The following is a 13,663-nucleotide window of genomic DNA, read 5'->3' as shown; positions in this document are numbered from 1 at the left end:
ATATTGAGTACCTTTGTACTCAAATTTGGCTTGAAGATAGAAAATGTCGGTAAAGATAGGAAATATAGATCTGGGTGAGTTCCCATTATTGCTCGCCCCGATGGAAGATGTGAGTGATCCGCCATTTCGTTTTGTCTGCAAACAAAACGGGGTAGATATGATGTATACCGAATTTATCTCGTCGGAGGGACTGATCCGGGATGCAGCGAAAAGTAAAGCTAAGCTGGACATATTTGAATACGAACGCCCTATCGGTATACAGATCTTCGGGAGTGAAATAGACCACATGCGCGAAGCTACCGAAATAGCTACCCTGGCCGGACCAGACCTGATGGATATAAACTATGGCTGCCCGGTTAAAAACGTTGCCTGTCGCGGAGCTGGTGCAAGCCTCCTTCAGGATATAGATAAAATGGTTAAGATGACCGACGCGGTAGTAAAGGCTACACATTTACCCGTTACCGTAAAGACCCGTTTGGGTTGGGATGACAACACCAAAAACGTTGAAGAAGTTGCGGAAAGACTTCAGGATATAGGCATCCAGGCGCTTACCATACATGGTAGAACCAGGGCCCAGCTCTACAAAGGGGAGGCAGACTGGACCCTTATAAGAAAGATAAAGCGGAATCCAAGAATCAAGATACCTATTTTTGGTAACGGAGATGTAGATAGCATCCAAAAGGCGGCAGACTGGCGCCTGGAATATGAAGTTGACGGAATCATGATCGGAAGAGCAGCTATCGGCTATCCCTGGATCTTCCGGGAAATACGCCATTTCTACGACACAGGTCAGGTTCTCCCTCCACCCACTATCGAAGAGCGTATTTCTGTATGCCGTACACACTTCGAAAAATCTATCGAATGGAAAGGACCGCGGGTTGGAATATTTGAGATGAGAAGGCATTACGCCAACTATTTCAAAGGGCTGCCCGACTTTAAACCCTATCGCATGCAACTCGTCAAAGAAGAAGACATCAGCACCATCCACAGCATTCTGGATGAAATCGCAGATAAATATCAGGAATCATGGTTACAGCAATAACACAAGGCGTTAAGATTTCCGTTGAAACAACTTTTCAGGACGAATATTCGAGTCCGGAAGGAGAGCACTTTATGTTTGCTTATCGTATCACTATCGAAAATCTTACCGACCAAACCATCCAGCTCAAACGCCGCCAATGGTTCATTTTCGACTCCAACGGGATGCAAAGAGAAGTAGAAGGCGAGGGGGTAGTAGGTTTACAACCCGTGCTTCAGCCAGGCAATAGCCACTCCTATGTTTCCGGATGCCATCTTACTACAGATATGGGAAGTATGAGAGGCAACTATCTGATGCATCGCTTCAGCGACGACACGGAGTTTATTGTTGAAATTCCCCAGTTCCAGCTGATCGTGCCTTACCGGCTCAACTAATCTCCCTAGTCCCTGTTGCGGCCGAATAAGATAGACAGATAATACAGCAGGTTGGCCATTGCGCCTAACGCCGCCACCACGTAAGTCATAGCCGCCCACCACAGTGCGTCCTTCGCCTGTACATGCTCCTGTGTAGTAGCTAAGACCCCACGATTCGATTTAAGCCAGTTTAGCGCCCGTCTGCTCGCATCAAATTCAACCGGCAGGGTAATTATGCTGAAGAGCGTAATCAGCGCCAGACCGGCCACACCAATAGCCAAAACAATAGGGTTAAAGGTAAAGGCTATTAAAAAGACCCCAATAATCAATACCCACTGAAGCAAATTCGACGTAATACTTACTATAGGGACCATACTGCTTCTCAAACTGAGCCACGCATAGCTTTTCGCATGCTGAACCGCGTGACCGCATTCATGCGCTGCTACTGCTGCCGCTGCAACACTTCGCCCGTAATAAACATCAGTACTTAAATTGACTGTTTTATTCTCAGGATTATAGTGATCAGACAACTGTCCGTCTGTGCTCATTACCTGTACATCAAAAATACCATGATCATGCAGCATCCGCTCCGCCACCTCTTTACCCGAAAACCCCGAATTCAATTGCATTTCCGCATACTGTGCAAACTTACTTTTAAATCGCCATTGCACGAACATGCTCAAAAGTAGAACCGGGATTATTAATATAAAATATGCTCCCATTGTCGTAGTGTATGTTTTTCAAAGAGTTACAAATCAAAAAGTATACCCGTTTCCCTGCCAAGCGGAAATTTCTTTTAAAACTAATTTGATACTGATCCAAAATTACATTAGTATTACTTAAATATTTAGCATACTCATGAACGTGATAATTGTATTGATCATAATATTAGTAGCAAGTATCGTCCTGGTGTGGCGATACCTAGTTCTGCTAAAGGAAAAAAATAAGCTTACCGATGAACTTGCGCAGCTGCGCCTCAGTCATTCTGAAAAGCATAACGAGCTTGTCAGGGCAGAGTATCAACTAGAACTTCAGAGAGAGAATCACATCCGCCAGGAAAGCTATATCAATGAACTTCAAAACCGTTTGAAAATGGAATTTGAGCATATAGCCAATAAGATACTCGACGATAAGGCATCCAGGTTCACCGAGCATAACAAATATCAGCTCGACCAGGTTCTGAATCCCCTAAAGCAGAACATCAAAGCTTTTGAAGAAAAAGTAGAAAAAGCCTACAAGAACGAATCAGATGAAAGAAACGTACTGAAAGGCGTCATTTCCCAGCTTATGCTGCAAAGCAGGCAGATCCAGGAAGATGCAGCAAATCTCACAAAGGCGTTAAAGGGCGACAGCAAGAAACAGGGCAACTGGGGCGAAGTGATACTGGAAAGGATACTGGAAAGCTCCGGACTCGTGAAAGACCGTGAATACCACATCCAGCACAGCCTGAAAACAGCAGAAGGTTCTCGCTTCTATCCCGATGTAGTCATAAACCTTCCTGATGAAAAACACATCATTATCGATGCAAAAGTATCCTTAGTGGCCTATGAGCGCCTGGTCAACGCAGATACGGATACGGAGCGGGAGATATATCTTAAACAACATCTAGCATCGATTAAAGCGCATATACAGGGACTATCAGCAAAGAATTATCAGGAACTTCAGCAAATCAATTCGCCGGATTTTGTCATGCTTTTTATTCCCATAGAGTCCTCATTCGGAATCGCTGTCCAAAAAGATGCAGAAATTTTTAACTATGCATGGGAACAAAAAGTAGTCATTGTAAGTCCTTCCACACTTCTCGCCACCCTTCGAACCATTTCAAGTATATGGAAACAGGAGCGTCAAACACGAAACGTGCTGGAAATAGCCCGCTTAAGCGGTACCATGTACGATAAATTCGTAGGCTTCCTTGCCGATATGGAAACCATCGGTAAAAACATCAGGCAAAGCCAGGATGCTTTTGATAAAGCGATGAATAAACTGTCTACCGGCAATGGAAACCTCTCGGGCACCTCCGAAAAAATCAGACTTCTAGGCGCCAGGGCTACCAAACAGATAGACAGTAAGTACCTGGATTAGAATGCCTTCCAGCCCTGTGCCTTTATATCATGCACCACGTTCGACTTCGAGATCAGCTTGCAGCCCGAGTTTTTATCTGTGATATGGCCAATGATACTGATATCTACATCGTGCTTAAGCTTTTCATAATCAGCCTGTTTAATAGTAAACAGGAGCTCATAGTCCTCACCTCCGCTTAGGGCACAAACCGTCGGATCAAGACCGAGCTCACGCGCCGTCTCATAAGTCAGCGGATCAATCGGAAATTTCTCCTCATATAAATTACACCCCTTGTCAGATTGCTGACAAATATGCAATATCTCCGAGGCCAGACCGTCAGACACATCAATCATTGCAGTAGGTTTGATGCCCATTTGTGCTAAAAGATCAACAATATCCCGGCGCCCTTCCGGTTTCAGTTGTCTTTCGATAATATAATCCTTGCCTTCCAGATCAGGCTGGATATTCGGATTTTCTAAAAATATGAGTTTTTCCCTTTCCAGGATCTGAAGGCCTACGTACGCACCACCAAGATCCCCGGAAACGCAAATAAGATCCCCTTCCTCCGCACCGTTTCTATACGTAACAGCCTCTTTTTCCGCGTAACCTATACTTGTAACACTAATCACAAGCCCTTGTTTGCTTGCCGACGTGTCCCCGCCGATAAGATCAATATTAAACTTGTTGCATGCCAGTTCTATACCCTTATAAATTTCCTCTACTGCTTCCAGCGGAAATTTACTCGATAAACCAATAGAAACAGTAACCTGGGTAGCCATACCGTTCATCGCATAAATATCGCTCAGGTTGACCTGTACAGCCTTATATCCCAAATGCATCAGTGGTACATATGCCAGATCAAAATGAATCCCTTCCAGCAGAAGATCCGTCGATATCAGCACCTCTTTATCTTTAAAGTTCAACACCGCTGCATCGTCTCCCACACCCTTAACACTCGTTTCATGCCTGATCTTAAAATTCTCCGTCAGGTGCCTGATCAATCCAAACTCACCCAAATTCGCTATATCCGTACGTTCCTTGTTTTCAAACATGATCTCTAAATTTCTTTACAATCCTAAACTTGCTGAAATCTCCAGCATTCTCTCTATGGGCTTTCTGGCCTGTACAATGATATCCGCCGGTACCGTTACCTCTGGTAAGCCATTTTTCATACACAAATACAGTTTCTCAAGCGTATTGCGCTTCATATACGGACAATCATTACAGGCACAGCTATTGTTTGGCGGAGCTGGTATAAAGGTTTTGCCAGGATTTGCCTTTTCCATCTGATGGATAATGCCGCTTTCCGTTGCTACAATGAATTCGTTAGTCTCGCTCGTCATCGTATACTTCAGCAAACCGGTTGTAGATCCTATAAAATCGGCCATCTGCAATACAGCTTCCTCACACTCCGGATGGGCCAGAAACTTCGCGTTCGGATGACGCTCTTTCAGACGCGTAATCTTCTCCCTCGAAAAGATCTCATGAACCATACAGGCACCGTTCCACAGGACCAGATCACGGCCGGTCTTCTTAGCCACCCATGCCCCAAGGTTACGGTCGGGTCCAAATATGATCTTGGTATCCTTTGGTAAACTTTCTACAATCTGCACCGCGTTGGTGGAAGTACACACAATATCACTCAAAGCCTTTAACTCAGCTGTACAGTTCACATAAGTGATCACCACATGGTCAGGATGCCGCTCCTTAAATTTCTTAAACAAATGCGGCGGACAGCTGTCTGCAAGAGAGCAGCCAGCCTTCAGATCAGGCAAAAGCACCTTCTTATCCGGGGATAGTATCTTCGCAGTTTCGGCCATAAAATGTACACCTGCAAAAACAATAACGTCGGCCTCTGTCTTTGCGGCTTCCTGAGAGAGCCCTAAACTATCACCAATATAATCTGCAATATCCTGTATATCAGGTTCCTGATAATAGTGTGCCAGTATGATGGCGTTCTTTTCCTTTTTTAACTTCTCAATCTCATCGAAAAGGTCGAGCGACGGATCAATAGTTTCGTCTACAAAACCCTTCCTGTTTAATTCTGCTGTAATATCCATATTCGTCAGACGGTATACATCTCGGCTTTTTTTTCTTCGTAAAGATACGGAGCTTTCAACGCTTCAATAAAATATAATGATTTAATATAAATAGATTTTTAAGGTTTATTAGGGTGTTGGTAATGTGAAAAAATACTTTTGTTTTAATATTGAATGTCGAGTTATTAGTAATTTACTAACATTTTAGTTGCATGTAACCGCATTTTCAAGACTGATTTACAAAGCTATACCATTACTCTTTAAAACTTATCAATACGTTTTTGTGAAGTTTTTAAGACACGCTGAAACGTTAGTAAACCATGCAAAGTTGATCAAAAATACCTTAAAATATTGCGCATAATTGTCATTTTAGCTTAGCTTTAAACAATCAAATTTTTTTGTTCAGATAATATATACAATCAACTAACAACTGTTTTATTGTTGTTAACATTGCACCGGATTTAAGATAATTTTTAATGAGAAAAGTCGATTTTTTAGTCATTGGATCAGGTATCGCAGGATTGAGTTTTGCACTCAAAGCAGCCAGACACGGCAAAGTTCTTATTGTAACCAAATCCAATGAAGATGAGTCGAATACCAAGTATGCACAGGGCGGTGTAGCTGTAGTTGTCGACAAAGATGATTCTTTTGAAAAGCATATTGAAGACACCCTGATCGCAGGTGATGGATTGTGTGATCCGAGGATTGTGGAGATCGTGGTCAAGGAAGGTCCGCAACGCATCAATGAGATCATAGAATACGGTATAAATTTCGACAAGGACGCCCTTGGCGTATATGATTTGGCCAAGGAAGGTGGTCATTCTGAGCACCGTGTGTTGCATTACAAAGACGTTACCGGGTACGAGATTGAAAGCGTGTTGCTAAGGCAGATTCACCAGAATGAGAATATAGAGATATTAACACATTACTTCTGTCTGGAGCTGATCACACAGCATCACCTCGGCGAACATGTGGATAAACGTACCGGAGATATTAACTGTTACGGCATATATGCTTTTAATACAGAACTTAACGATGTGGAAAAGATATTAGCAAACGTCACCGTAATGGCATCGGGAGGCGCGGGGCATATCTATTCAAGTACAACTAACCCGGTCATTGCCACTGGGGATGGAATGGCTATGGTATACAGAGCCAAGGGCAAGGTAAGGAATATGGAGTTTATACAGTTCCATCCTACAGCCTTATATAATCCCGGGGAGTATCCTGCTTTTCTGATCTCAGAAGCAGTACGGGGCTTTGGTGGTGTCTTGCGGCGTAAGAATGGTGAAGAGTTTATGTACGAGTATGATTCCAGGGGTTCGCTTGCACCCCGCGATATCGTTGCACGGGCTATCGACGCTGAGATGAAGAAATCCGGGGAAGATTTTGTATACCTGGACATCAGGCACAGGAGTCAGGCCGATATTCTTTCCCATTTCCCTAATATCTATGCGAAGTGCCTTTCTATTGGCATAGATATGACTAAGGACCTCATCCCGGTAACGCCGGCCGCGCATTATATGTGCGGAGGTATTTTGGTCGATGAATATGGGAGGTCGAGTATTAACAATCTTTATGCATGCGGGGAGTGTTCTTCGACCGGGCTTCATGGTGCCAACCGGTTGGCATCCAATTCCTTACTTGAAGCACCTGTGTTTGCGCACAGGATTTACGAGCATGCGGTGGCCAACTATAAGAACAACCATATTCCAGATCATATTCCAGAGTGGAACGATCAGGGCGTAGTGCAGTCAAATGAAGATATTCTTGTTACCCATAATCTTCGTGAAACCCAGAAGCTTATGAGCGATTATGTCGGTATAGTGCGGTCAGATTTCCGTCTCGACAGGGCGCTCCGGCGACTTTATCTGCTGCATCAGGAAACAGAGGATTTTTACAAGGCCAACAAAGTTTCTGTCAAGCTCTGTGAACTACGAAATGTTATCCAGGTTGCTTATATGGTCATTAAAGCCGCCATGTCCCGTAAGGAGAGCAGAGGGCTTCATTACACCACAGATTATCCTCAACACTCCGGCCAGCTTACCGATACGATTTTTTGATTATGACGATATTACCAGTTAAAGGGATCGCTCCTAAATGGGGTTCCGATTGTTTCATTGCCCCGAATGCTACTATAGTAGGAGAGGTCGTCATGGGAAACAGTTGTTCTGTTTGGTTCAATGCTGTGATTAGGGGCGATGTAAACAGTATTACCATCGGCAACGAAACCAATATACAGGATGGCGCCGTCATACACGCTACCTACCTTAAAGCCGCCACAACCATCGGAAATCGCGTGTCTGTCGGACATAACGCCATCGTCCATGGCTGCACCTTGCACGACAATATCCTGATAGGTATGGGCGCAATAGTGATGGATCATGCTGTGGTCGAACCATACACGATTATCGCAGCTGGGAGCGTAGTACTGGAAGGCACGCACTGCGAAGGAGGATACATTTATGCAGGGACCCCTGCAAAAAAAATAAAGCCCATTACCGAAGAGCAAAGGGCTTTATTGAATAGATTGCCGGACAACTATATCATGTACTCCAGTTGGTTTAGTTAATTATTCCTTCGGAATCGTTATCACTTCATTTCTTTCCCATAAAGGTCTGATTGAAAGTTCCTTAGGTTCATTCCATATTTTTTCCGGCTGACGCCTCTGCGGCACGTTCCCGGTATCCCATACACCATTTTTGTTGGTGTCATATACAATACGGATAAAGTATTTTCCACCCTTATAATTGGCATAACTTACCGAGGTATCTTGTCTTACTACCAGCGAATTGATTACCCTTTTACCTTCATCGACAATCTCCAGAATATATTGTTTGTCGGGCTCTGGTGTTTTGATCTGGACTTTTAAAGTCCCGTATTCATCCTTGCTGATCAACCGGAAACTCTTGTCAAATATCTTATTGTTGGTATTAAACAATCCTGTAAAAGCGCTGTCGGCGAAATTCAAGTCATATTGCCGCTTTTGCTTCCAGGGATATATAACATAATATGACAGGAAGTCGGCAGAATCTTTTTGTATGCTCAGTCCCGATACTTCTGTGGAATCTTCCAAAAGGGTGATCTTTGAGACATCAGCCTTTTCAATAGGAAGATTAAAAGACAGTTTCAAACGCTTATTGGGATTAAGCAAGCCGCCTTCCAGGTTGTCTGTTGTTACCAGTGTCCTGGTATACTTCTCGTTTTTACCTTTATTGAAAGTAGTTGTTTGCAGTAGCTTTCCCTGATCCTTGATGCTTATTTTTGTGGAATCAAAACTCATGTCCGTGAGCCAGATTTTTAAGGAATCTTTAGCATTATTAAAGCGGATTTTTTTGCTGACATCGAGCGCCGGGGGATCCAGCACAACGATTTCCGGTTGTTTCAATTTCTGATTGAAAATCATGGATATGCTGCCATCGTTATGTATGCGCTTGTCTACGATGCGAAATTGCGTAGCGTCCTCCCTGAACAGGTTAAGATCTATATCGGTTAGGTTGCCCTCTAATTTGATCGAATCCTTCAGAAACGCAATATCATCAACATTCTCCTGATAGATTTTGTCGCCGTTTTTCTCTTTAAGGGCGTAGATCCGGTACGTATCTTCCCTTAAATTGTTCAGGCTGTAGTTTCCGCTGCTGTCCGTATACGTATAAATAGAGGGCCTCCGCTTTCCAAGTAAGGTATCGCGGTTTATCGGCAGCAGGAATACCAGCGCATCTAGTTCGGGCAAGCCAGTCTGCGTACTGCTCACCTTTCCTTTAATGCTTAAAGAATCAAGTTTATCGCCCGTGGCAAAGACATAGGTAAGATTTTTTGCAGCGTTGCCTTCGTTCACGTCAGCGATGGCCTGACCGAAATTGAGTGTGTAGGTTGTATTTGCTTCGAGCGCTGAGTCGGCAAATACCACATGCAAAGATTTTTGTTTTCTTTTCAGGGTAGGGGCGACGTTCATTTCCGGCGATACTGAGAATTCCTTGAACTCATTTTGAATCTTAAAGTATTCATCAAATTCAATGATGACTTCCTTCGATTTGAAATTTACGGTCTTATCTTCGGGCAGCATCCTTACAACCTTAGGCGGCGTCTCATCTCTGGGGCCACCTTGGGGCTGCTGAATACTCGCGCAACTGTACATCAGTCCAACGCCCATGCATGTGATCATGGTTTTAAACAGAATCTCTGAATTTCGCATTTTAAGGCCTTATAATCAATTATATCTTCTTTATGATAAATATGTCTCCGATTTCTAAATAATGTCTTAAATCGCTTAAAAATCGTTCATTAAAATTAGCGCTGTTTGTATTATATCTAGTTGATAATCAATGCTATATGTTCTATTTTGTGATATGCACCATCAAAACAGATATATCTGAGGGCGAAACGCCTGAAATTCTTGAAGCCTGGCCCAAAGTACGGGGCTTAATCTTCAAAAGCTTTTCCCTGGCTTCTTTTGACAAGGATACGAGCTTTGTATAGTCAAAGTCGGGATTAATGTCTTTGTCTTCCATCTTCTGCATTTTATCGACTATTTCCTGCTCCTTCTGAAAGTAGCTTTCATATTTGATCTTGATCTCAGCCTGCTGAATGGTCTCTTCAGAATACTTTGATAAATATTCGTCTAACCCGGGATGTGCTTTCCTCAGTGCGTTAATGTCAAGTTGTGGCCGGGTTAGTAAGTTAAAGAGCTTAACGTTCTGTGTCAGGGGACTGGTATTCATCTGCTCCAGCAAAGCGTTTATCTCATTGCGCTCTACCGACTGCGCTTTAGTGAATGCGACAATGTCATCGGAGTCAGAAATCTTGGCATTCACGCGCTCCATGCGTTCATCATCAATTAGCCCCAGCTTATAGCCAATTGGCGACAAGCGAATATCAGCATTGTCCTGGCGTAAAAGCAAGCGGTGTTCTGCCCGTGACGTAAACATGCGGTAAGGTTCCTCCGTGCCTTTGGTAACCAGGTCGTCGATGAGTACACCTATGTAAGATTCAGAGCGCTTCATAATCAATTCATGCGCATCGTTAATTTTCAGATGTGCGTTTATTCCTGCAATGAAACCCTGGCTCGCTGCTTCTTCATAACCGGTGGTACCGTTAATCTGTCCTGCGAAAAACAGATTGCTGATCAATTTAGTCTCCAGTGTTAAATCCAATTGGGTAGGAGGGAAGTAGTCGTACTCAATCGCATAGCCTGGCCTAAACATCTTTGCATTTTCAAAACCCGGTATCTGGGTGAGCGCTTTGTACTGCACATCTTCAGGTAAGGATGTAGAAAAACCGTTGACATAAATTTCGCAGGTATTCCAGCCTTCCGGCTCAACGAAAATCTGGTGCCTGTCGCGCTCTGCAAAGCGGTTTATTTTATCTTCTATGGACGGGCAATAACGGGGACCTAATCCTTTAATCCGTCCGGTAAACATTGGGGATTTTTCAAAACCTTCTTTGAGTGTTTCGTGAACCCGGCTGTTTGTATAGGTGATCCAGCAACAGCGTTGCTCGGTCGATCGCGGTATATCGAGATATGAGAATTTTCCTGGATTTTCATCCCCCCACTGCTCCTCCATCACGGTGTAGTTTAGCGAGCGACCATCGATTCTTGGAGGTGTACCGGTCTTCATCCTGCCTGCTTCAAAGCCGAGCTCGGTGAGTTGTTCCGTAAGCCCGGTTGCGGCTTTTTCCCCTGTTCTTCCTCCGCCAAATTTCTTCTCCCCAATATGAATCTTTCCATTCAAAAAAGTACCATTTGTAAGCACCACTGCCTTTCCGTATATCTCACTTCCGATGGAAGTTTTTACGCCTATAACAGTATTGTTTTTAACGATTAGAGAGGATACCATATCTTGCCAGAAGTCGACATTTGGCGTGCGTTCCAGTGCAAGCCGCCACTCTTCAGCAAAGCGCTTACGGTCGTTCTGGCTCCTCGGACTCCACATTGCCGGACCCTTAGAAAGGTTGAGCATGCGAAACTGGAGCGTCGTTTTGTCGCTAATGATGCCAGAATAGCCTCCCATAGCATCAATCTCCCGCACAATCTGACCTTTGGCTACGCCCCCCATAGCCGGGTTGCAGCTCATTTGAGCAATGGTTTCCATATTCATGGTAATCAGCAATACAGACGAGCCCAAGTTTGCCGCTGCTGCCGCAGCTTCACAACCGGCGTGTCCGGCACCTACCACAATCACATCGTATTCTTTAAACATCCTTGTTTTATTAAGGTTCCACGTGGAACAGTCCTTTTTGTTTCACGTGGAACAACACAAAATTACATTAAATATCGGATAGTTCTATCCACCGTTCGGTAAGCGTGTCGAGCTCCTTTTTCAGGCGTTCGATGTCTTCCGATTTCTCTTTCAAGGCTATGTAATCGGATGCATCGATCTGAGCCAAAAGTTGCGTCAGAGATGCAATCTGTGCTTCCCTGTCGGCTATACTTTTCTCTATATCGTTGAGCTCTTTTTCCTCTTTGTAGGAACGTTTCTTTTGTGGTGTCTGCGTTTCTTCCTTTACTTCAGCTTTTTTTACCAGTTCAGGTTTAGCTGTCGCCGCTTCCAAACTGTTGCGGTAATCAGAGTAATTTCCATTGTACAATTTTACCTCCGCATTGCCTTCCAGGATAAACAGCTGATCGCTCATTTTATCCAGAAGATATCGGTCGTGCGACACCAGAATTAATACCCCTTGAAATGCTTCCAGAAATTCCTCTAACACATTCAGCGTATCAATGTCAAGATCGTTCGTCGGCTCATCCAGTATCAGGAAGTTTGGGTTTTGCATCAACACACGCATCAGGTGTAAGCGCTTTTTTTCACCACCACTCAGTTTCTCAACCATCCCATGCTGCTTCTTTGGGGGGAAGAGAAATAAGGTCAGCAGCTGCGATGCGGAGATCTGCTGACCGTTCGCCATCTGTATATATTCCGCTTCAGACTTCACCACGTCAATCACCCGGTCCTTATCGTTGAAGCTTAGTCCGCCTTGTTTGTAATAACCATAAACCGTAGTCTCGCCGATGCTAACCGTTCCCTGCTGCGGCTTCAGATCACCTGTAATGATATTAAGTAAGGTACTCTTGCCAGTCCCGTTTTTTCCGGCCAAACCAATCCGGTCGCCCTTCTTAAAGACATAAGAGAAGTCACGGAATATTTCCTTTCCTTCAAAGGCAATACCTACATGATCCAGCTCCAAAATCTTACCGCCCTGTCTGGCCATCTTGATATTGAGCGTAATACTTTGATTATCAGATCTTTGTTTAGTTTTAGATTCCAAATCGTAGAAAGCATCTATTCTCGCCTGAGATTTCGTGGCCCTTGCCTGAGGCATACGGCGCATCCATTCCAATTCCTTTTTCAGGAGGTTCTTATTCTTCTGGAAAGTCGCCTCGTCGGCAGCTTCACGCTCCGATTTTTTCTCTAAGAAATAAGCGTATTTACCGTTGTATACATACATCTTTCCACGGTCCAGCTCCACGATGGTGTTGCATACATTATCCAGGAAATACCTGTCGTGTGTCACAAGCAATACCGTCTTGTTGCCCGAGGTAAGCAATTTCTCCAGCCATTCAATCGTGTCTATATCCAGGTGGTTGGTCGGTTCGTCCAGCACATAGATATCCGGATCTTCGATAAGCAGTTTAGACAAAGCCAGCCTCTTTTTCTGTCCGCCCGAAAGCGTAGAAATCTTCTGCTGAAGCTGCGTAATGCCCATACGGCTCAGGATCGTTTTGATCTCATGCTCGTATTCCCAGGCGTTATGCTCACTCAACTCTCCGTACAGGCGGTTCAGTTCATTTTCATCGGGATGCTCCTGTTCAATCAGTTCCTCATATTCCCGGATCAACTGTTGCTGTTTGTTTTCCTGGGAAAATATAAAATCACTGATCGAATAACCGTCAGGGAAGGAGGGCTCCTGATCAAGAAAACCAATACGCACGCTTTTATTTTTAACGATCTTGCCCTCCAGGGGAAGAAAGCGTTCGGCAAGCAGTTTCAGCAAAGTACTTTTACCGGCACCGTTTATTCCGACCAGCGCAACGCGCTGTCCGGTTTGAATGCCCAGGGTGAGATTCTTAAAAAGCCATTCCTCATGATAAGCATGGCCAAGGTTTTCAGCTGCAATTAGTGTACTCAAAGTGTATGATTAACGTATGTAATAGTCAGAAAATTACTGCAAAA

At 44.1% G+C, this 13,663-nt stretch carries 11 protein-coding genes; 5 read left to right on the top strand and 6 right to left on the bottom strand.

Features of this window, described 5'->3' with window-relative positions; genetic code table 11:
• Positions 1-43 precede the first annotated feature (43 nt).
• Together dusB and apaG are read left to right on the top strand one after the other, a co-directional pair.
• Positions 44-1,042 carry a tRNA dihydrouridine synthase DusB gene (gene dusB / locus QEP07_RS11005; protein WP_285010145.1) on the top strand — a complete coding sequence of 333 codons (999 nt, stop codon included), beginning with the start codon at positions 44-46 and terminating at the stop codon, positions 1,040-1,042.
• Complete coding sequence (apaG, locus tag QEP07_RS11000; protein WP_256002717.1) at positions 1,027-1,413, top strand: Co2+/Mg2+ efflux facilitator ApaG/CorD; 387 nt, start codon at positions 1,027-1,029, stop codon at positions 1,411-1,413. Before dusB ends, apaG begins: the two co-directional genes overlap by 16 nt.
• A gap of 5 nt (positions 1,414-1,418) precedes the next feature.
• On the opposite strand, the gene QEP07_RS10995 is transcribed toward apaG, so the two are convergent.
• Entirely contained in the window at positions 1,419-2,114 is a 696-nt protein-coding gene (locus tag QEP07_RS10995; RefSeq protein WP_256002719.1) for a zinc metallopeptidase, read from the bottom strand.
• A gap of 136 nt (positions 2,115-2,250) precedes the next feature.
• Here QEP07_RS10995 and QEP07_RS10990 point away from each other — a divergent pair, with 136 nt between their 5' ends.
• Positions 2,251-3,474, top strand: a complete 1,224-nt coding sequence (locus QEP07_RS10990) for a DNA recombination protein RmuC (RefSeq protein WP_285010143.1) — start codon at positions 2,251-2,253, stop codon at positions 3,472-3,474.
• Here QEP07_RS10990 and thiL read toward each other — a convergent pair.
• Both thiL and nadA read right to left on the bottom strand, forming a co-directional pair.
• Positions 3,471-4,505, bottom strand: coding sequence for a thiamine-phosphate kinase (gene thiL, locus QEP07_RS10985; protein WP_256002723.1), 1,035 nt, complete (start codon positions 4,503-4,505; stop codon positions 3,471-3,473). The two genes, QEP07_RS10990 and thiL, sit on opposite strands and share 4 nt — an antisense overlap.
• 15 nt (positions 4,506-4,520) lie before the next feature.
• Positions 4,521-5,513 (bottom strand): quinolinate synthase NadA, encoded by a 993-nt coding sequence (gene nadA, locus QEP07_RS10980; protein WP_285010142.1) that lies wholly within the window; start codon positions 5,511-5,513, stop codon positions 4,521-4,523.
• A gap of 455 nt (positions 5,514-5,968) precedes the next feature.
• Between nadA and nadB the strand changes: the two genes are divergently transcribed.
• Together nadB and QEP07_RS10970 are read left to right on the top strand one after the other, a co-directional pair.
• Positions 5,969-7,555: an L-aspartate oxidase gene (nadB, locus tag QEP07_RS10975; RefSeq protein ID WP_256002727.1), complete on the top strand. Its 1,587-nt coding sequence runs from the start codon at positions 5,969-5,971 to the stop codon at positions 7,553-7,555.
• A complete protein-coding gene (locus QEP07_RS10970) occupies positions 7,555-8,064 on the top strand; it encodes a gamma carbonic anhydrase family protein (RefSeq protein WP_285010745.1) in 510 nt (169 codons plus the stop codon). The genes nadB and QEP07_RS10970 overlap by 1 nt, the downstream gene beginning before the upstream one ends.
• Here the strand turns inward: QEP07_RS10970 and QEP07_RS10965 are convergent, their stop codons facing one another.
• From QEP07_RS10965 to QEP07_RS10955, 3 genes are all read right to left on the bottom strand, one after another.
• A complete protein-coding gene (locus QEP07_RS10965) occupies positions 8,065-9,687 on the bottom strand; it encodes an Ig-like domain-containing domain (protein WP_285010141.1) in 1,623 nt (540 codons plus the stop codon).
• Positions 9,688-9,829: 142 nt separating this feature from the next.
• Positions 9,830-11,692 (bottom strand): tRNA uridine-5-carboxymethylaminomethyl(34) synthesis enzyme MnmG, encoded by a 1,863-nt coding sequence (gene mnmG / locus QEP07_RS10960; protein WP_285010140.1) that lies wholly within the window; start codon positions 11,690-11,692, stop codon positions 9,830-9,832.
• 67 nt (positions 11,693-11,759) lie between these two features.
• Positions 11,760-13,619 carry an ABC-F family ATP-binding cassette domain-containing protein gene (locus QEP07_RS10955; protein ID WP_285010138.1) on the bottom strand — a complete coding sequence of 620 codons (1,860 nt, stop codon included), beginning with the start codon at positions 13,617-13,619 and terminating at the stop codon, positions 11,760-11,762.
• Between the last annotated feature and the right edge of the window lie 44 nt (positions 13,620-13,663).

The organism is Pedobacter faecalis, from assembly GCF_030182585.1.
Classification (GTDB): Bacteria; Bacteroidota; Bacteroidia; order Sphingobacteriales; family Sphingobacteriaceae; genus Pedobacter; species Pedobacter faecalis.
This window is presented reverse-complemented; position numbering and strand designations above follow the sequence as displayed.

What these genes read in the sequence shown, in the direction of transcription:
- QEP07_RS10995 (WP_256002719.1), bottom strand. Translation starts at nt 2,114, where the DNA reads ATGGGAGCATATTTTATATTAATAATCCCGGTTCTACTTTTGAGCATG.
- QEP07_RS10965 (WP_285010141.1), bottom strand. Translation starts at nt 9,687, where the DNA reads ATGCGAAATTCAGAGATTCTGTTTAAAACCATGATCACATGCATGGGC.
- thiL (WP_256002723.1), bottom strand. Translation starts at nt 4,505, where the DNA reads ATGTTTGAAAACAAGGAACGTACGGATATAGCGAATTTGGGTGAGTTT.
- apaG (WP_256002717.1), top strand. Translation starts at nt 1,027, where the DNA reads ATGGTTACAGCAATAACACAAGGCGTTAAGATTTCCGTTGAAACAACT.
- mnmG (WP_285010140.1), bottom strand. Translation starts at nt 11,692, where the DNA reads ATGTTTAAAGAATACGATGTGATTGTGGTAGGTGCCGGACACGCCGGT.
- QEP07_RS10990 (WP_285010143.1), top strand. Translation starts at nt 2,251, where the DNA reads ATGAACGTGATAATTGTATTGATCATAATATTAGTAGCAAGTATCGTC.
- nadA (WP_285010142.1), bottom strand. Translation starts at nt 5,513, where the DNA reads ATGGATATTACAGCAGAATTAAACAGGAAGGGTTTTGTAGACGAAACT.
- dusB (WP_285010145.1), top strand. Translation starts at nt 44, where the DNA reads ATGTCGGTAAAGATAGGAAATATAGATCTGGGTGAGTTCCCATTATTG.
- nadB (WP_256002727.1), top strand. Translation starts at nt 5,969, where the DNA reads ATGAGAAAAGTCGATTTTTTAGTCATTGGATCAGGTATCGCAGGATTG.